This is a genomic window from Nissabacter archeti (assembly GCF_018257325.1).
GTDB classification, from domain to species: domain Bacteria; phylum Pseudomonadota; class Gammaproteobacteria; order Enterobacterales; family Enterobacteriaceae; genus Chimaeribacter; species Chimaeribacter arupi.
Map to the genome: position 1 here is coordinate 283278 of NZ_JAERKB010000004.1, position 18014 is coordinate 301291.

General features: G+C 58.3%; 16 protein-coding genes and 1 pseudogene. 9 read left to right on the forward strand and 8 right to left on the reverse strand.

Annotated features, from left to right (window positions below; translation table 11 throughout):
• Window positions 1-57 precede the first annotated feature (57 nt).
• From JK232_RS07355 to JK232_RS07375, 5 genes are read right to left on the reverse strand one after another with little or no spacing between them, the layout of a single operon-like run.
• Entirely contained in the window at window positions 58-723 is a 666-nt protein-coding gene (locus tag JK232_RS07355) for an ABC transporter ATP-binding protein (RefSeq protein ID WP_072928062.1), read from the reverse strand.
• The gene (locus JK232_RS07360; RefSeq protein WP_212588989.1) at window positions 716-1600 is read right to left on the reverse strand and encodes an ABC transporter ATP-binding protein; all 885 of its coding nucleotides are present in this window, start codon (window positions 1598-1600) and stop codon (window positions 716-718) included. Before JK232_RS07360 ends, JK232_RS07355 begins: the two co-directional genes overlap by 8 nt.
• Window positions 1560-2417 carry an ABC transporter permease gene (locus tag JK232_RS07365; RefSeq protein ID WP_101829332.1) on the reverse strand — a complete coding sequence of 286 codons (858 nt, stop codon included), beginning with the start codon at window positions 2415-2417 and terminating at the stop codon, window positions 1560-1562. Before JK232_RS07365 ends, JK232_RS07360 begins: the two co-directional genes overlap by 41 nt.
• On the reverse strand, window positions 2417-3469 hold the full coding sequence (locus tag JK232_RS07370; protein ID WP_072928057.1) for an ABC transporter permease: 1053 nt from the start codon (window positions 3467-3469) through the stop codon (window positions 2417-2419). The genes JK232_RS07365 and JK232_RS07370 overlap by 1 nt, the downstream gene beginning before the upstream one ends.
• Window positions 3469-5037: an ABC transporter substrate-binding protein gene (locus JK232_RS07375; RefSeq protein ID WP_212588990.1), complete on the reverse strand. Its 1569-nt coding sequence runs from the start codon at window positions 5035-5037 to the stop codon at window positions 3469-3471. Before JK232_RS07375 ends, JK232_RS07370 begins: the two co-directional genes overlap by 1 nt.
• A 330-nt stretch (window positions 5038-5367) precedes the next feature.
• On the opposite strand from JK232_RS07375, the gene JK232_RS07380 reads away from it, so the two are divergent.
• The 6 genes and pseudogenes from JK232_RS07380 (at window position 5368) to JK232_RS07400 (ending at window position 11633) form a co-directional block, all read left to right on the forward strand.
• Window positions 5368-7587, forward strand: coding sequence for a putative bifunctional diguanylate cyclase/phosphodiesterase (locus JK232_RS07380; protein WP_246538388.1), 2220 nt, complete (start codon window positions 5368-5370; stop codon window positions 7585-7587).
• 238 nt (window positions 7588-7825) lie between these two features.
• The gene (locus JK232_RS07385; protein WP_212588992.1) at window positions 7826-9514 is read left to right on the forward strand and encodes an S-type pyocin domain-containing protein; all 1689 of its coding nucleotides are present in this window, start codon (window positions 7826-7828) and stop codon (window positions 9512-9514) included.
• Window positions 9511-9978: a DUF6392 family protein gene (locus tag JK232_RS07390; RefSeq protein ID WP_101854677.1), complete on the forward strand. Its 468-nt coding sequence runs from the start codon at window positions 9511-9513 to the stop codon at window positions 9976-9978. The genes JK232_RS07385 and JK232_RS07390 overlap by 4 nt, the downstream gene beginning before the upstream one ends.
• Window positions 9979-10057: 79 nt before the next feature.
• Window positions 10058-10525, forward strand: a pseudogene (locus JK232_RS22830) (DUF6392 family protein).
• A 298-nt stretch (window positions 10526-10823) separates the two neighbouring features.
• Window positions 10824-11384 (forward strand): RBBP9/YdeN family alpha/beta hydrolase, encoded by a 561-nt coding sequence (locus tag JK232_RS07395; protein WP_072928048.1) that lies wholly within the window; start codon window positions 10824-10826, stop codon window positions 11382-11384.
• A 105-nt stretch (window positions 11385-11489) separates the two neighbouring features.
• Window positions 11490-11633, forward strand: a complete 144-nt coding sequence (locus tag JK232_RS07400) for a hypothetical protein (RefSeq protein WP_165698513.1) — start codon at window positions 11490-11492, stop codon at window positions 11631-11633.
• Window positions 11634-11683: 50 nt separating this feature from the next.
• Here JK232_RS07400 and JK232_RS07405 read toward each other — a convergent pair whose 3' ends face one another.
• On the reverse strand, window positions 11684-13795 hold the full coding sequence (locus JK232_RS07405; protein ID WP_212588993.1) for a TonB-dependent receptor: 2112 nt from the start codon (window positions 13793-13795) through the stop codon (window positions 11684-11686).
• A 171-nt stretch (window positions 13796-13966) separates the two neighbouring features.
• Here JK232_RS07405 and JK232_RS07410 point away from each other — a divergent pair, with 171 nt between their 5' ends.
• Window positions 13967-14995 carry an ABC transporter substrate-binding protein gene (locus JK232_RS07410; protein ID WP_212588995.1) on the forward strand — a complete coding sequence of 343 codons (1029 nt, stop codon included), beginning with the start codon at window positions 13967-13969 and terminating at the stop codon, window positions 14993-14995.
• A gap of 52 nt (window positions 14996-15047) precedes the next feature.
• On the opposite strand, the gene JK232_RS07415 is transcribed toward JK232_RS07410, so the two are convergent.
• Window positions 15048-15446, reverse strand: coding sequence for a hypothetical protein (locus JK232_RS07415; protein WP_139300280.1), 399 nt, complete (start codon window positions 15444-15446; stop codon window positions 15048-15050).
• Between the two features lie 289 nt (window positions 15447-15735).
• Here JK232_RS07415 and JK232_RS07420 point away from each other — a divergent pair, with 289 nt between their 5' ends.
• Both JK232_RS07420 and JK232_RS07425 read left to right on the forward strand, forming a co-directional pair.
• On the forward strand, window positions 15736-16836 hold the full coding sequence (locus JK232_RS07420; protein WP_101828098.1) for a tyrosine-type recombinase/integrase: 1101 nt from the start codon (window positions 15736-15738) through the stop codon (window positions 16834-16836).
• A gap of 247 nt (window positions 16837-17083) precedes the next feature.
• A complete protein-coding gene (locus JK232_RS07425; RefSeq protein ID WP_072928041.1) occupies window positions 17084-17380 on the forward strand; it encodes a hypothetical protein in 297 nt (98 codons plus the stop codon).
• A 192-nt stretch (window positions 17381-17572) separates the two neighbouring features.
• Here the strand turns inward: JK232_RS07425 and JK232_RS07430 are convergent, their stop codons facing one another.
• On the reverse strand, window positions 17573-17833 hold the full coding sequence (locus JK232_RS07430) for a hypothetical protein (protein WP_072928040.1): 261 nt from the start codon (window positions 17831-17833) through the stop codon (window positions 17573-17575).
• Between the last annotated feature and the right edge of the window lie 181 nt (window positions 17834-18014).

Genomic DNA, 18014 nt, shown 5'->3' on the forward strand with positions numbered 1-18014 from the left:
ATCCCGTCATAAAAAAAGCGCACGCCTTGCGGGGTGCGCTTTTTGCATTCAGCTGATTTACCGCACGATGCGGCCGGCGTCCATATGTACCGCGTGGTCGCACATATGGTCGATGACGTCCGGGTCGTGGCTGACCAGCACCATCGTGAGGTTGTCCTGCCGCTTGAGGTCATTAAGCAGGTTGAGCACTTCGGCCTGTACTGACATATCCAGCGCGGAGGTGGGTTCATCCAGCAACAGGATTTTCGGTTGCAGCAGCAGGGCGCGCACAATCGCCACGCGCTGGCGCTGGCCGCCGGAAAGCTGATGCGGGTAGCGATCCGCCATTGCCGGGTCCAGCCCGACGTGCCGGAAACCCTGCTGGATGCGGTCATCGATGTTGTCGAAACCAAACAGTTTCAGCGGCTCCGCCAGCGTGCGGCGCAGGCGGTGGCGCGGGTGCAGCGAAGCATACGGATCCTGGAACACCATCTGCACCTCGCGGCGCAGCGTGCCGGTGAAGGCTTTGCCCGGTTGCGCCTGATGTTCCGCCAGCCGCATACGGCCCTCCCAATGCGGGTTCAGCCCGGCCATCACCCACAGCAGGGATGATTTGCCGCAGCCGGACGGCCCGACCAGCCCGAAACACTCCCCGGCCTGTACCGTCAGGGAGACCTCATGCACCACTTTGCGCAGCTCATACCCCTGGCGGTGCGAAACGCTGAGGCCATTCAGTTCAATCATGTTCACGGGCAGCCTCCAGCGCAGCGCGATCCAGCGTCGGCAACGGCTTGCCGTGCGTCGATTTGTTCGGGCGGCAAGCCCACAGCGTATGGGTGTAGGGATGGGTGGCGCGCGGCAGCTCCGCCGCCGGCAACGAATCCAGAATGTCGCCTTTGTACATCACCATCACCCGGTCACAGTGATCCGCCACCTGTTGCAGATCGTGGCTGATCAGCAGCAGCCCCATGTTGCGCTGCTCGACCAGCTTACGGATCAGGCCGAGCACCTGATCGCGCATCGCATGGTCGAGCGCGGAGGTCGGCTCATCGGCAATCAGGAACTGCGGATCGGTGATCAGCGCAATCGCCAGCATCACCCGCTGGCCCATCCCGCCGGAGAGCTGGTGCGGGTAGCGCGTCATCAGCTGGGCAGGTTGCGGCAGGCCGACCGCGTCCAGCATGTCGCACACTTTGTCGCGGCGCTCGGCGCGCCCCAGTTTGGTGTGCAGTTTCAGCGGCTCCTCAACCTGCCAGCCAATGGTGCGGGTCGGGTTCAGGGCGTATTTCGGGTCCTGCATCACCATGGCGAGCTGGTTGCCGCGCATCGCGTTCCAGCGCCGCTCGCTCAGCTGCAACAGGTTCTCCCCGTCAAAACTGAGTTGCTGCGCCTGCACCTTCAGCGAGGGCGGCAACAGCCCCATCAGCGAACGGGCGGTCAGGGATTTGCCGGAACCGGACTCGCCGACCAGCGCCACGCGCTCGCGCCCCAGGGTAAAGCGCAGATCGTTAACCAGCGGCGCGCCGGTCTCTGCCACCGAGACGCGCAACCGCTCAGCGATCACTAACGGTGAAGAAGAATTAATGGCCATGGCGGGTATCCAGTCGGTCACGCAGGCCATCGCCTGTCAGGTTAAAGGCGAGGCTGGCAAACAGAATTGCCCCGCCCGGTGCAGCGGCCACCCACCATTGGTCAAAGATCACTTTACTGCCTTCCGCGACCATCGATCCCCACTCAGCGGTAGGCGGTTGCACACCCATGCCCAGGAAGCCCAGGCCGGCGGAGGCGAGAATGATCCCGCCGAGGCTCAGGGCGGCGCGCACCACGGCGCTCGGCATACAGAGCGGCAGGATGTGGCCGAACATCAGGCGCAGGCCGTTGATGCCCTGCATCCGCGCAGCCGCCAGGTAGTCACTGCGGCGCAGCGCCAGTGTTTCGGCGCGGGCCTGCCGGGCAAACGGCGGCCAGCTGGTCAACGCCAGCGCCAGTGCGCCGTTCAGCAAGCCAGGGCCGAGCATCGCGACCAGCGCCAACGCGATCACCAGGTTCGGCAGCGACAGGAAGATATCGGTGATGCGCATCAGCACACGCTCCGTCCAGCCGCCCAGATAACCGGCGCTGATGCCGATCAGCATCCCGACCGGGATGGTCAGCACCAGGATCAGTGACACCAGCAGCAGCGTCGGGCGCGCACCGTACAGCACGCGGGAGAAGAGATCGCGGCCGAAACCGTCGGTGCCGAACCAATGCAGCGCAGAGGGCGGCAACAAACGGGCGCTCATCTGTTGCGCATTCGGGTCAAACGGGGCCAGCCAGGGCGCAAACAGCGCCACCAGCAGCAGCACCGCAATCAGGCTGCCGCCAATCGCCAGGGTAGTGACCCGGCGGCGGCGGTGCGGCGGCGTGAGGGTTTCCGCATCAGAAAAATGTTGCGTCATCAACGTGTCCTCGGGTCGGTCAGGTAGGTCAGGGCATCGGCCAGCGCGTTCAGGATAATGAAGCAGGTGCCGATCAGCAGCGTACCGCCCAGGATCGCCGGGGTGTCAGAGGCGAACAGCGCGGTAGTCAGGTAACGCCCGACGCCCGGCCAGGAGAATACCGTCTCGGTGAGCACGGCACCTTCCAGCAGGCTGGCATAGGAGAGTGCCAGCACGGTGATCAACGTACCCAGCACATTCGGGAAGATATGGCGCAGCAGGATGCGGCCGCGGCCGGCACCTTTGGCGCGTGCCAGCGTCACATACTCTTTATTGCTCTCTTCCAGCAGCGCGGCACGCAGCAGGCGGGTGATCCCGGCCATCGCCAGCAGCCCAAGCACCACCACCGGCAGCCAGAGGTGGGCGAGGGCGTTGCGGAACATCTCCGGGTCACCGGAGAGCCAGCTGTCGATCAGCACAAAGCCGGTTTTCGGCTCCAGCGTATAGACGTAGAGATCGTCCAGCCGCCCCGGCCCGGCCGACCAGTGCAGCACCGCATAGAACAGCAGCAGCCCCAGCAGCCCCAGCCAGAAAATCGGCACCGAATAGCCCAGCAACGAGATCATCCGCGCCAGGTTGTCGAGCAGGCTGCCCGGTTTCCAGGCGGCCAGCAGCGCCAGTGAAATGCCGAACACCGCGCCGAAAATAATCGCGCAGGTGGCGAGTTCCACAGTGGCCGGGAACGTCCGCAGCAGATCGCTCAACACCGGCTGGTTGGTGATGCGGGAGATGCCCATATCGCCGTGCGCCAGGTGTTCCAGGTAGTGCCAGAACTGCATCAGCACCGGCTGGTCCAGCCCCAGATCGCGGCGCGCCTGCTCATAGGTTGAGGTGCTGGCATGGTCGCCGACGATTTGCAGTACCGGGTCAACCGGGGAGAGGCGGGAGAGGGCAAAAGTGAACGCCAGCAGGCCGAGCAGCGTCACCACCACCGACAACAGGCCGGTCGCCACCCGTGAGGCACGGCGCCAGAACAGCCGGGCGGACCCGGCTTCAGTGGAAGGTGCCGCCATTACTTGGTGACCTGGGAATAGTAGACCATGTCAGGGTTGATGCCCTGCACGTAGCCTTGCAGGTTGTCCCGCACCGCCACCAGGTTACGCGCCTGCAACCCGATCACATACGGCGAGCTTTTCTGCACCTCGCGCTGCATCGCCTGATACATCTCCACGCGTTTGGCTTTATCGCTTTCCGCGGTGGCAGCGATCACCTGTTTGGTCAGCTCCGGGATATGCCAGTTGGAGCGCATCGCCAGCGTGGTGCTGCCATCTTCCGGGTTATACGCGAAGGCGGCGGCGTTGGTGTTCGGGTCAAAGTAGTCGGCACCCCAGGCGTTAAGCGTGGCTTCATATTTATGCGCTTTGACGTTGGTCGCGACTTCGGTGCTGATGCCGGGGATCAATTCCACTTTCACGCCGCCTTTGGCGAAGCTGGCCTGCAACGCCTGTGCGATGTCGAGGTACGGCGGCTGGTTGCTCACGGACAGCTTAAAGCTGACGTTGCTCAGCCCGGCTTTTTCCAGGATCTGTTTGGCTTTCGCCGGATCATAGGTGTACGGGTTGTCGTTCAGCGCGCCGAGGAAGCCTTCCGGCAGGAAGGACTGATGCACCTGGAACTGGCCTTTCAGCAAATCATTGGCGATGCCGTTGTAGTCAAACAGGTAACGTGAGGCTTCCCAGAACGCCGGGTTTTTCAGCGCCGGGGAGGCGTCAATGTTGAACTGCATGTAGTAGAGCGAGGCCATCGGGATGGCGAGCGGCTTCACGCCGGCTTTGCCTTTCAGGGCGGCCATCTGGTCAGCGCCCAGGTTACGCGCGATGTCCGCGTCGCCCTGCTCCAGCAGCAGGCGGCGGGCAGCCGGTTCCGGTACGTTTTTGATCAGCACGTTTTTCAGTTTCGGCGCGCCGCCCGGTGACGTCGGGTTGGCGGACATCAGCAGCACTTCATGCGGGATGAAGCGGCGGATCTGGAACGGGCCGCTGCCGGCAGAGTGGGTGATCAACCACTGGTTGCCGTAGTCATTTTTCTTCTGGTTCGCCATCACGGTTTTTTCGTCCACGATCGACGCCACCGGCGCGGAAAGCAGGCTCAGCACATAGGTCGGGCTGACGTTGGCGCTCCAGCTTACCTGTACCTGGTTCGGGCCGACTTTTTTCAGGCTCGCATCAACGTTTTCCGGCGTCCAGCCCAGCTGGGTCAGAATGAACGACGGCTCCAGGTTCAGCTTCACCACACGGGAGAGGGAGAAGATCACATCTTCCGGGCGCACCGGGTTGCCGCTGGCAAATTTCGCGCCGTCACGCAGGGTAAAGGTCATGCTGCGGTTATCGGCACCCGCCTGCCAGTTACTGGCCAGCGTCGGCTGGATGTCGATAGGGTTTTTCGGGTCAGACTGTACCAGACGCTGGTAAAGGTTAGTGAACGCCTGCACAGAGGTCAGTTCAAAGCCCTGCGCCGGGTCAAGGCTGCTGGCGTCGTCAATCGACTGGGCGATCACCAGGGTGTCCGGCGGGGTTGCCGCATAGGCTGAAAAAGAGGTGGCCAGCGCCAGTGCAATCATCGAGGGAACGTTATATTTCATGGGGTTTCCTTGCTGAGACTTTTTTCGCGAGTGTAGGTTAACTTAGGGTAGGGCAACCAGAACAATATTGGCTATGCTTATGCCTTATCGTTATAAATATATCTGTTATGAATATAACGTAACCAATTGATTCTTCAAGCCACTGTTTTATAACGCAGTGTGAATGTCACCCGCGTTTTCGTTTCCTGCCGTCAGTGAAAAAAATCCATTCTGCTGGTCAAGCCCTGTCAGCCTGATGGGATCGGCTGCCAATGATTAGCAAGATTGATTTTTGTACTAATCTTAACGAACCCAGCCCCCTCTTCACACGGACCCGACATGCTCAGTGACATGAAACTTCCTGAAGGTTTCCGCAGCCGTTTTAACCGGCAGATGCTCTACCCACTGAGCGCGGTGCTGCTGATCCTGTTTGTCGCTATCGGGGTGTTTTTGTTTTGGTTAAGCCACCAGAATGACCAGCGGGCGCAGCAACAGGAAGCGGACATCATTACCTCTTCACTGACCCACAGCCTCTCTGAACTGGCCGCGCAACAGCGCAGCGTGGCGGCCTGGGAGCCGGTGGCGCGTAAGGTGGCCGGGACGCCCACGGATATCACCTGGCTGAATGATAATGTCGGCGCCTGGCTCTATAACATGTTCAAGCACCAGCAGGTGTTTATCCTGTCGCCGGATAACCGGATGGTGTTCGCCTCAATCAACGGTATGGGCAGTGATGACCCGCGGCTGTTGCCGCCTGAGATCGTGCCGTTGCTGACCACACTGCGCGCGCAGAGCCGGCAGGCGACGCTGGCCAATGTCACTGACCAGAATCTGCGGCGCAGCCGCGCCCCAAGCCTGACGGATGTGGCGATGGTGGAAGGGAACCCGGTGGTGTTTGCCGCCAACCAGATCCACGGGGCATTACTGCCGCGCGAACCGACCTTTACCCTGGTCAGCATCCGGTTGCTGAATGACGGCTTTCTGTCGGATCTTTCGCAGCGCGGCCTGATCCAGGGCCTGCACTTTACGCCGCAGGCCACCACCCGCCCGGATGAGACCAGCATTCCGGTGTATGCCAAACACACCCACCAGGTCGGCTACATGACCTGGCAGCCAGACCGGCCGGGCAGCCGGATGCTGAGCTATGTCGGCCCGGCGGCCGCGTTGTTTGGCGTGCTGATGATTGGGGTGATTGCGGTGATTGTGCGCTCGCTCTGGCGCTCCGCCCTGAACCTGAACCAGTCAATGATTGAGCTGCGCGCCAGTGAGGCCCAGGCGCAACATCTGGCTTTCCACGATGTGCTGACCGGGCTGCCGAACCGCGCGCTGCTGGAAGACCGGCTTTCCCATTCGCTGGCGCTGACGGCGCGCAACGGCGGGTTTACCGCGCTGCTGGTGCTGGATCTCGATCGCTTTAAAAATGTTAATGACACCCTGGGCCACAGCGCCGGGGATGGGTTGATCAAAGAAGTCGCGTCGCGCCTTTCTGCGCTGGTGCGCAAAACAGACACCGTGGCGCGCATCGGTGGCGATGAGTTTGTGGTGGTGCAGACGGACGTCCATGACCTGAGCGATGTGCAGGCGCTCTGCCAGCGGATCCACACGGCGATTGAACGGCCGTTTATGCTGGCGGGGAATGATACCTTTATTGGCGTCAGTATTGGGGTGGCGCTGGCCCCGGCCGATGCGATGGAGCGCAGCGAACTGATGCGCAAAGCGGACATTGCGCTTTACGTCGCAAAATATGAGGGGCGCGGCCACTTCCGCTATTTTGAACAGTCGATGGATGACTCGGTGCAGACCCGTCAGGAGATTGCCACCGATCTGCGCAACGCGCTGCTGAACAATACCGGGCTGCAAGTGCATTTCCAGCCGCAGGTTGATATGTCCGGCCAGCATGTGATTGGGCTGGAGGCGCTGTTACGCTGGCAGCACCCGACGCGCGGCACCATTTCGCCGGACGAGTTTATCCCGGTGGCGGAAGAGAACGGGGTGATCATCCCGTTGGGCGAATGGGTGTTGCGGCAGGCGTGCCGGGCGTCCCATACCTGGCCCTCTTTGTTTATTGCGGTAAACGTGTCACCGGTACAATTCCGCTCCAGTGATTTCGCCAACCGGATCAAAGCCATTGTGGCAGAAGAGAAGGCGGACCCGGCCCATATTGAACTGGAAATCACGGAAAGCGTGCTGCTGAATGATGATGACGAAGCACGCCAGACCCTGATGGCGTTGCGCGAAGCCGGGTTCAAAATCGCGCTGGATGATTTCGGCACCGGCTACTCCAGCCTCAGTTACCTCAGCCGCTTCCCGGTGGATAAAATTAAAATTGACCGTTCGTTTATCCGTAATCTCGGCGTCGGCGAGAATTCGGGCGCGATTGTGGAATCCGTGGTGCGCCTGGGGCGGGCGATGGGCCTCACCGTTACCGCCGAGGGGGTAGAAACCGCCGGGCAGATGGCCGCCCTGGCCGAAGCCGGGTGCGACGAGATGCAGGGGTATCTCTTTTCCCGCGCGATCCCGGAAGACCAACTGCCGGCGCTGCTGGCGAAATCGGAATCAACGCCGCATTAAACCCTGCTATAACGCTTTGCCTTTACCTGCGCAATTCCTGAAATGACACCGGCAGTGCCGCCCGGTGTGCCATGTGGCACATCACCCGGCTCTTTTGTTAAGCGTATGATACCCCGCAATTTATCCATATGAATTGAAGGGGCTTCTTATGCCGCACGCTATTACCTGTTCCCAGAGTCGTATCTTCCTCATCGTGCCGATGCCGGAAGATTTCCTGCGCGTTACCGGGGCGTAAATCATGGGATACCGGCCCAATATTCACGGGCGCGGCAAAGCGCTCTCCTGTGACACAACCACCACCGGCGCACGGCTGCTCCCCTCACTCCCGCTCGCCCAGTACAACGTCTATGGCCACGCAGTTATCCGGCGCGGCGATGTCACCACCGACTGCCCTAAGTGCGGCCGGCGCGGCCGGGTGATTGACGGCGACACGCGCTTTACCATTCATGGCAGCCCGGTAGCCGTTGACGGCGGGCTGGTGAGCTGTGGCTGCCCGCCCGGCACCAACCGCATTATCGCCCCGCTGGGGGAGTGGCTGGGGCGCGGCCCCTCGCCGCAACAGGTGGCGCAGGAGAAGCACGCCGCGATGCTGGCCGCCCGGCAGGCGGAGCGGGAAACCCAGGCGTTACAGCAGGCAGCAGCACGCGAGCGCAACCGGGTGTTCGCCAAATCCTGTCTGCGTGGCGAGGGCTGTAACGATGCCGGGGACGCCCCGGAGCCGCACACCCACTTTGCCGAGATGGGGATTTTCCAGGCGCTGCCGGAGGCGGACGTACCGCAGCACGCGCAGGCGGCAAAAAGAAAACCGCCCGCGCCGGAGGATATTCCAAAACCCAAAAAGCGCAGCGCGCTCTACCGCTGGCTGAACGGCAACCATGAGGAGAGGGACTATCAGGCGGCGGTTGCCGCCGCCAGCGCCGCCGCGCGGGCACACACCGCCACCGCCGGGGCGGCGGTACTTGAGCAGGTGGCGGGGCGCTTCACGACCTACGGCACCTGGGCAGTACGCGCAGGCACGGTGGCCGCCGGGGGCTTTGGCGCGCCGGTCGCCGGGCTGCTGGTCGGCATGATGCCGGGGCGGCTCAATGACGGCGAGCAGGACTTTATCGACCGGATGCGCGCTGAGCAGATGCGCACCGCCCCGAGCCGGGTGCGTTTCACCTGGGAAAGCGATGCGCAGGGCAGCCCGGTGCCGCGCGGCTGGCACACGCCGCCGGGCCGGGACAGCGTGCGGGTACGCCAGATGGCCTGGGACAGCGCCCGGCAGGCGTACACCTTCACCACCGAGGAAGAACAGCCCGTCACGATTATCTGGACGCCGGATCATTCCGGGGTGCATGTTCCCACGAACACCGGCAACCAGCACCGCCCGATCCTGCCAAACCCGGTGATGGTGAACCCGCTGCCGGACAGTACCGGTATCCGGGCCACCACCAGCCCGGCGCCGGACGAGAAAAGTTTCGCGGATTACATCCTCATTCTGCCGGTGGCGGACATTCCGCCGATTTATATTTATCTGAGCAAGCCGCCGGTGGAGTTTCTGGAGGTAAAACCGTACCGTGATTTTAACGGACGCTCCAGGCAGGGGCATTATCATGTGGATCACATGCCATCACGTCAGGCCGTAATTTTGTACTTACGCCGGGAATATTCTGAGTTATCACCAGATGAAATTGAGCCTATGGCCGATCAAGTTGCAGCCATTGCCATTCCTGAGAAAGTACACCGCCAGAACAGTGCGACCTATGGTGGACGAAACCGTTCTCAGATGGTACCGGACTCTTACAACCTACGTGTGGCCATAAATAAGGATTTTGACCAAATTAAACCGGTACTGATAGAAGAATATGGCGCTACAGAGGCAGAACTGGACGCGTGCAGACAAGAAATGCACAGAATTAACACAGAATTAGGGTTATACAAATGACTATAAATACTACATTGCTCATACGTAGTTTGGAAAAGCCATATCAAGCTATCTTCGAGGCCGGGGTTATAACCTACCGAACGCCGCCGCAAGGCACACAGTGTGATCCTTACCTGACACTGGATATGAAAAGTGAAGGTATTTTTTTGGTTTTTGATAACGATAAAGAGAAAGCACTCAGTGATATTGCTTTGCGGTTGAGATCTGACAAGACGGAATGGGTTTTTCCTAATGAACTCCCATCCCCACTTAAACAAGAAATGTCCCGAGATTGGGTGCATGAAACCTTTGGAAAACCGGATAAAAGCATCCCCCCTAAAATTGTCATGAAAACAGAGTTCGGCTGGAGGGAACGTTTTAAAATAGAAGATTTTCATATACCTATAACGATGATCATTTTATATGATATGGCTGATATGGCTAAGTCGATAAACTTCCTTCCAACCTCAAGATTAAGATGGTAAATCCCGTCCGCCTGTATAGATTTTTGTGCAGGCAGAGTAATGGCAGGCAAGCCCTGCCGATATGAATAGGGCTGTACAAATGACAGTAAACGTAGACGCCTTAATAAATAGCCTGGGAAAATCCTATAAAGATTTACTTGAGGCTGAACTTATTCCCTATAAAACTCCCCCTACCGGATTTTCAGGTGATCCTGATCTTAATCTGGATATGGCGAAAGAGGGGGTTTATCTATCATTCCGGCGTGCCGGGCGAGTTCTTCAGTAAATTATGCTGACAATCCAGCATGATAAGTTTAAAAACTGGGTTTTCCCAAATAAATTGCCGTCACCATTGCTAGAAAATATGTCCCGCAGTTGGGTACATGAAAATATTGGGTCGCCATTAAGAAGTGCGCCTCCCTTCATTGTGATGAAACGCGCGTTTGGCTGGACAGATCTGTATGAATCAAAAGGGCGGCCTATACCTACCAGTATGCAAATCAGCTATGACGTGATGGATAATGTCAGAGCCGTCGCCTTTATGCCCACGTCCGAACTTCGCTGGTAGCCTTATATCCTTTACCCTCCCGCCCGCGTGTGTCACTGCGCGGGCAGCGCGTGGAGCGGGTTTTTTTTCCCGGCCTTTCCTTTCTGACAGGTAAAAAGCCTGTTTGTGCTTTAAAAGATAAACGCTATTGACGATAGTTAAAGAATACTACACCGTTAGCACGCACAGTTTTCCACCTGCGTTGTACTGATCAGAGGGCAGGAAAATTCAGGCTAAATACACCCGTGGCATGCCAAAGTGACACCGTCACGTTTATACTGCCTTTTACCAAAACGTTGCATCTCAAAAGGATAGGATCATGCATTTCATTACGGTGCCCGGCTACACCAACTCCGGGCCGCAACATTGGCAAACGCTGCTGGAAGAGAAATACCCGCAGATTATCCGTGTGCAACAGCAGGATTGGGACTGCCCGGCGCGCCAGGCCTGGATCGACGGCATCGCCGCGACGCTGGCACCGCTCACCGGCGATGTGATGTTAATTGGCCACAGTTGCGGGGCGGTAGCGATTACGCAGTGGGCGGCGCAAATGTTGCCCATGCCCGGTGCAGGGTTCACCATCAAAGGTGCGCTATTGGTGGCCCCGGCAGATGTGGACGCACCCGACGCGCTGGAGGCGATCCGCATCCAACGGCCGTTAAGCCTCACTGCGCTGCCGTTCCCCTCCTTGCTGGTCGCCAGTGATAACGATGAACACCTGAGCCTGACCCGCGCCAACCAGTTTGCCGCCGCGTGGGGCAGTGAGCTGGTGATTATCCGCGGCGGCGGCCATCTGCACAGTGCGGCCGGGTATGGCGAGTGGCCGTTATGCGAAGTGCTGATTAACCAGCTCTCCGGTAACCAGCTCCAGTCAGTATGATGGAAGCGGGAAACCGGCATTCTGTGTCTGATTGTCTATACTGTTAATTCACTTTCGTTTTTTGACGAAATCTGGATAGTAACGTTAACCATTGAGGAGCACGTGATGAGCCAGCAACAGTTTGCCAGCCAACAACAGGACGATAAGAGCAAAAACCCGTCGCCTTCCCATGCCAACGACAAAGACGATCCGCATAGCGCACCGGAGTCCGGCGACAAAGAGCCGCCCAAAGAGACGCCAAAGCATTGATTGTCAGCCCGGCGCACTGCGCCGGGTTAACCTTCCGCCTTTCCCCCTCCTCAGAATGCAATCTGCATTGACAGTTCCGCCATACGCGGATCGCCCAGTTGCGCGGAGGCATAGCCTGCACCGCTGTAACCATTCAATCCGCCCGGCACAATATTCGTCCAGTAATGGCGATTGGTCAGGTTGGTGATGTCCAGCCGGAAAGTGGTCGCGGTATTGAACAGCGTGGTCTGGTAACTGCTGCCGAGATCAAACGTGGCATAGCTGCCTACCCAGTTATCGTTGGCGTTATCCGTGGGGCGGCGGCCGACATAATGCGCCCCGGCATGAACTTCCGTGCCGCGCAGCCCCGGCAAGGTATAGACTGCCAGCACACTGGCCGTGGCGCGCGGCAGCCCGACAATCTGCCGGTTTTCAGTGTCCGCGCTCGCGGTGTCGCGCAGGCGCGGATCAAGCCAGGTTACACCGCCAAACAGATGCAGATCCGGCATCACGTCGCCATCCGCCATCAGCTCCAGCCCGCGGTTGCGCTGTGCGCCGTCTACCGCGTAGTCGCCCCCGCTGTTGGTGTAGGCGTAAGGCCGGTCAATCTGGAACAGCGCCGCAGTCAGTAACGCATTACCGATCGCCAGTTTACTGCCCACTTCAACCTGTTTGCTGCGGTAGGGCGACAGCACCGATCCGGCGTTGGTGGCACCAACCGGCGCCACATCCCCCTGTTGCAGGCTGTCAGCATAGGTGACATACAGCGTCAGGGGTTCTACCGGTTTGTACATGATGCTGCCGGAGCCGCTGAACCCGCTGTCATCAGAGGCGCTGCTGCGCCGGCCGCTCTTGGCGTAATTGGCTGAGGTTAAAAAGCTCTGGCTGCCGGAAAGCAGCAGGCTCCACTGCGGGGAGAATGTCAGGGTATCGCTGAGCAAAAACGACTGCTGGGTGGTGGTCGCGGAGTGGTAGCGATCGGTAAAGTCAGGGTAATCGGGTTCGGCAAACGCCTGTGGATCCTTCAGGCTTGCCTGGCCCAGCGTCACGGTGCCGCCGTTGCGCGGATTATAATTTTTCCAGACAAAGCCGCGCATCCCGGCTGCGATGTCATGTTTCAGCCAGCCGGTTTCCACCTCGCCGGTGAGGTTGGCGAAATAGCTGTTAATGGTGAAACGGCTGGCAGTCGCGCTGGATGCGGTGGTTTTGTAGTCGCCGTTACCGTTCAGGAAGGTATTGGTGACTGCCGTGGATTCACGATCGGCAATCTGGCGCAAGACCGCGATTTCGCCCAGCCAGTTGCCGTCAAAATCGTGTTTCAGGTGAACGGCGGCGGTCAGGGTTTTATCATCATTTCCTGCATAATACTGGCCGGAACGATCCTGATCGATGCGCGATGCTGATGGAAACGCCACGCCGTCGGCCAGCGCATAACTGGCCGGCAGCCCTTTCTGGTAATAGTGGTAATAGCTGAACGTGGTCTCCAGCACTGTCTGATCGGTGAGGTTAGCATCCAGGCCAAGAGCCACCAACTGGCGGCGTTGGCGGCTGTTGGCGGCATAACTGTGCCCTTCGTCATCCACCAGGTTCAGGCGGTAACGCACCCGGTCATCGCTGTCGAGCGGGCCGCTGAGATCGGCGGCAAGCTTACGGCTGCCGTCAGTGCCGCCGCCCAGCGTGATGGAGCGCTGCGGCAGATCGGTCGGGCGTTTTGACACCAGGTTGAACATCCCCGCCGGATTGGCCGGGCCATACAGTGCACCACCCAGGCCATTCAGCACCTCAAGGTGGTCAAACTGCTCGACCGGATACGCGGTGGTCGACACCACATTCAACCCATCTATCAGGCTGTTTTGTACCACGCTGCCCTGCATACCGCGGCTCTGCGGCCGCGCGCCGTCACCCTGCACAGAGGACAGATAACGGTAAATTTGCTTAATGTCTTTCAGTTGCTGTTGCTGCATCACACGCGGTGATACCGCCTGAACCGCGTAAGGCGTGTCACGGACAGCGCGTTTCCCCAGGTTGCCGAGCGATGCCTGTTTCTCAGGTGCGGGGGTGTCGGTGGCAGAAGGTGTGGCAGTCACGGTCAGGGTGTCGTCCGGGGCAGCGGCATAGGCGGGCAGCGCAGCAGCAACAGCAAGTGCTGCGACGCGGCGGGCAAAAAGGGAGGTGGTCATCATCAGGTAGCAGGCCAATGGCCGGAGTAAAGAATCAAGGGCGCGAAGGTTAACATATCGATATGTATTATTGTATATAACGATCAATAAGCCGCATCCATCATAGCGATGTATATAAAATTATATAACGATATGCTAGCTTAAGGCGTTTGTGTTTCGCCCACGTAGGTATTTATGAACGGTCACCTCAGGCTGATTGCGGTTTGTTCCCTGTTTTTTGCTGCTGTTTCCCCGGTATTCGCCGCAGAAGCAACCCGGCAGGTTGTCGATGATACGGGGAAAACGGTCACCGTGCCGGGGCAGGTCAGGCACATTGCCGATGCCTGGTATGCGCACCACTCCCTGTTAATGACGCTCGGTGCAGGCGGCAACATTGTGGCAACGGTCAACCATCCTGAAACCCGCCCGTGGATGTTCCGCCTGCAACCGTCGCTGGCTCAGGCGCTCAGCGTGCACGGCATCACCTTTAACAGTGAGGCCTTACTTGCGCGGCAGACAGATGTGGTATTTGTTCCGGCAGGTGACGGCGATGCCCCGGCCTACCGCCAGGCGAACATTCCGACGCTGGAGATGCGCTTTACCGATTATCCCTCATTGAAAAAATCACTGCTGACCACCGCCGTGGTGCTGGGCACGCCGGAAGCTGCCGCGCGGGCCGACGCCTATAACCGCTATCTGGATACGCAACTCACCCAAACCACCCAGCGCACCGCTTCACTGACGCCCGCGCAACGGCCGGCCGTGCTGCATATTGCCTCCCTGCATCCGTTAAAAATAGACGGCAGCGACACGCTGATCGACCAGTGGATTCAGGCGGCAGGCGGGCGTAATGCCGCCGCAGCGATCAAAGGCAACCTGCATGAAATCTCCCCGGAGATGATCCTCGCCTGGCAGCCGGATGTGATTATTCTCGGGGCAGATGCCGGCACCCTTGCAGCGTCAGACTACGCCGCGCTGTTCTCCGCGCTGAAGGCGGTGCAGCAAAAGCGGGTATACCGCAACCCGGCCGGTGTCTTCCCGTGGGATCGCTACGGCACTGAAGCTGCGCTCCAGATCCCGTGGGCGGCAAAACTGCTGCACCCGGACCTTTTCCCGCAAAGCGATATGGTGAAAATTACCCAGGATTTCTACCTGCGCTTTTTCGGTTACCGGTTAAGTGAAGCCGGGGCAACGCGCATGTTGAAGGGGTTGGGGCCGGAGTGAAGGGGGGTAGATAAGGAAAATGTTCCCCCGTCCCATCACGGGGGCGCCTGTTTTACTCTTCGGGCAGTTTATCAGGATCTGACAAGGCGGCACTGGCCAGGGCCTCCACTTCCGGCGGCAGCGGCAAGCCGAGGCGGGCGAACAGTTTTTTGGCGCGGCGGGCATCCCGCTGGTTTTGCGCATGTTCAATCACGCGCTGTTGCCGCATTAGTTGTTCAGCGCGCCGCTCGTAATAGTCACGGCGATCCGCCTCTGTCATCCGGTAACCCACCACATTTCCCGCCAGCCGTACCGTCTCCACCGGCACAAACACCACAGAGCGGCAACCGTCCGCTACCCGTGCCAGTGCCTGACGATCGTGGTGTTCATCCGGTTGCAGGATGTGGCCGGCCAGCATCCTTTCCACATACGGCATAAAGTGTTCGACATTCTGCTTCCTGGTTACCGCCATCTTCACGCTCCCCGAGAAAAAAAGTCCTGATTAACAGCATACTGCCGCTCTGCGAAAACGTCTAACCGCGAAGCGCAGCGAAAGGCGATCACGGCCAAAAAAAGAGACGCGGGCCGGAAATCACCGCCGTATTCTGGGTACACCTGAACCCGTCATTTTTCTCCAAAATGCGCTTCTGTGACGCCAGACTTATTAGGTATGGAGTCACAAACCTTTTGAGCTGCTGCACACAACCTGTTATAACTGCCGCCACTGATTTTCTCCCCTTCTTTCCATAAAAATGAACATGATGAAAACCACCGAGATCGATTTCACCAGCGAACATGTCGGGCAGCATGTGGTGGCTTATATGCAGGAAATCCGTGCCACGCCGCTGGCGGTGCTGGACAATGTGGACGAAGAGGGCACGGTTGAAGAGATCATGCGTGTCTGGATCCGGCTGTCACTGATGATCACCCGTCGGCGGCCGGAGATTGCCATCTCTTCCTTGCTGAACCATGTGTTGCCGGGTATTGGCGCTTTGCCGCTGAAAAAAGTCTCACGCCTGCGGCTTAACCGGTTGTTTAACCTGTTATTGGCCGAAGGCAAAATCTCTGAGGCCAAACGGGTGTTCGCCCTGTGCAAACAGTTCCTCGGTTGGGCGGAAACCCAGGGTTATCTTGACCACTCCCCACTTGGGTCAATGAAACGCCGCGATGTGGGTGGGCGCAATGCCCCCCCCCGCGAGCGCACGTTGACTGATGCCGAAATCTGGGTGTTCTGGCATGGGCTGGATATGTGGGAGCTGTCAGAACAGAGCCGCTGGGCATTGCGGCTCTGCCTGCTCTCCGCCCGGCGCCCGGATGAAGTCATCCGCGCCCGGCGGGATGAGTTTGATCTTAAGGCGGGCATCTGGCGGCAGGGGCGGCGCAATAAATCACAACGCGATCACACGCTGCCGATAAGCCCGCTGATGCGGGAATGCATCGAGGCGCTTGAGCGGGCCAACACCCCAGACAGCCCGTGGCTGGTGCCGTCACCGCTGAATGCAGCGCAACCGCTGTCAAAAGGTGCGATCACCCAATCGTTGCGGCGGCTGGTGCGGGCGGAACGTGGGCTGGGGCTGGAGCCGTTTACCACCCGTGACCTGCGGCGTACGGCCCGATCTAAACTCTCTGCGCTGGGTGTCCCCAATGATGTGGCGCGTAAGATCATGAACCATGCGCTTGAGGGTATTGATAAAGTCTATGATACGCATGATTATCTGGCGCAAATGCAGGTGGCGCTGGATAAACTCTCCGCTGATGTGGCCACCCTTATCACGGCCGAAAGTTACCTGACGCTGCCCCATAAATATGGCGGCGTGCAACTGACGCTGCCGCCCACCGCAATGCTCTATACAGAGGCGTGACGCCGTCACGCCGGGGCAAATAACCGCTAAGATATTTGCGTTAAGTTATGCAGTAAATCGGTTTTATAGGAGAATTAAAAATAAAGCTGCAAAAGTAAGTAGTTGAAGTAGAGGCTTCTCCTGCTTCCGCTATAATTCTCCTGTTATTTTAATGTAAATCATGCTGGGTATTAGCTACCAAAATATTTTATATGCACCATACTCATTAGGTGATGCCCCTCTATAGAAAGTGAATAAGGGAACCGCTATGAAGCTATTAACCGATATAGTGGAATATAGAACGTGGCTGTTTGATGAGTACCTTTTGTTTCCCGGTTCGGGAATAAACCCTCTCATGAATAATGAAGAGGTCGAAGAGTTACTTTTTCAAAACCGGCCCCGGTTCTTTCCATGCATTGCGTATGTCACACCGTCAGAAAGCCACCCCGGTACAGCGGAAGTAAAATATATCAGTAAAGAGCAGGTTGAACACTGGGCGGGAATTATGGGCAGTCTGCCGGCACGTAATAACGATGATTTTATGAATACCGATGGGAGTTTGTAATACCCTCCGGCCTGATGACCTGTTGCCGGCTGTGTTTCCAGCTGCCTTCCTGCGATATGCCGGCCAATCATACCGTTATAATGACTTAATAATCAAAAGGTTTCCTTTAAGATGCTGATTGCCCAGGATGGCGCAATCAGCATTGGACGTTACCCATTATTTTGCCCTTATGCCAATCCGGCTGGGTATCGGTTACCCGGCCTGCTCATTATTGGCCGTGTCAGGCACCCCGGCAGTGATATCCTGGTGGCCGACCCGTTCCCGGTAAGCCGTCATATTGATAATCGCAATGTCGAGTGCCGCCAACAGCTGCAACTGATTGAGCTTTGGTGAAAAGAATACTTCTGTTCCGGCTTCACTGGACATAATTAACAACGGGATCGCATGGTGCGGCCCCGCATCGTGATAAATTTGTTCATAAGTATTTTTGAGAATAGGGATCTTTCTTTTCATCGCTAACCCTTACTTGGCTTGTCAGTACGCAGCATTGTCTGTCATATCTAAATGAAAGTCGTCGTTAAGAATATGATGAATAATAGGAATATAAATCAGCGCGGTTCTGCCGCGTCTATAACTATAGGCCGGATCCAGCTTGCCTGATCGGCCAATGTGCAAGTTGAGAGTGTGTTCACAC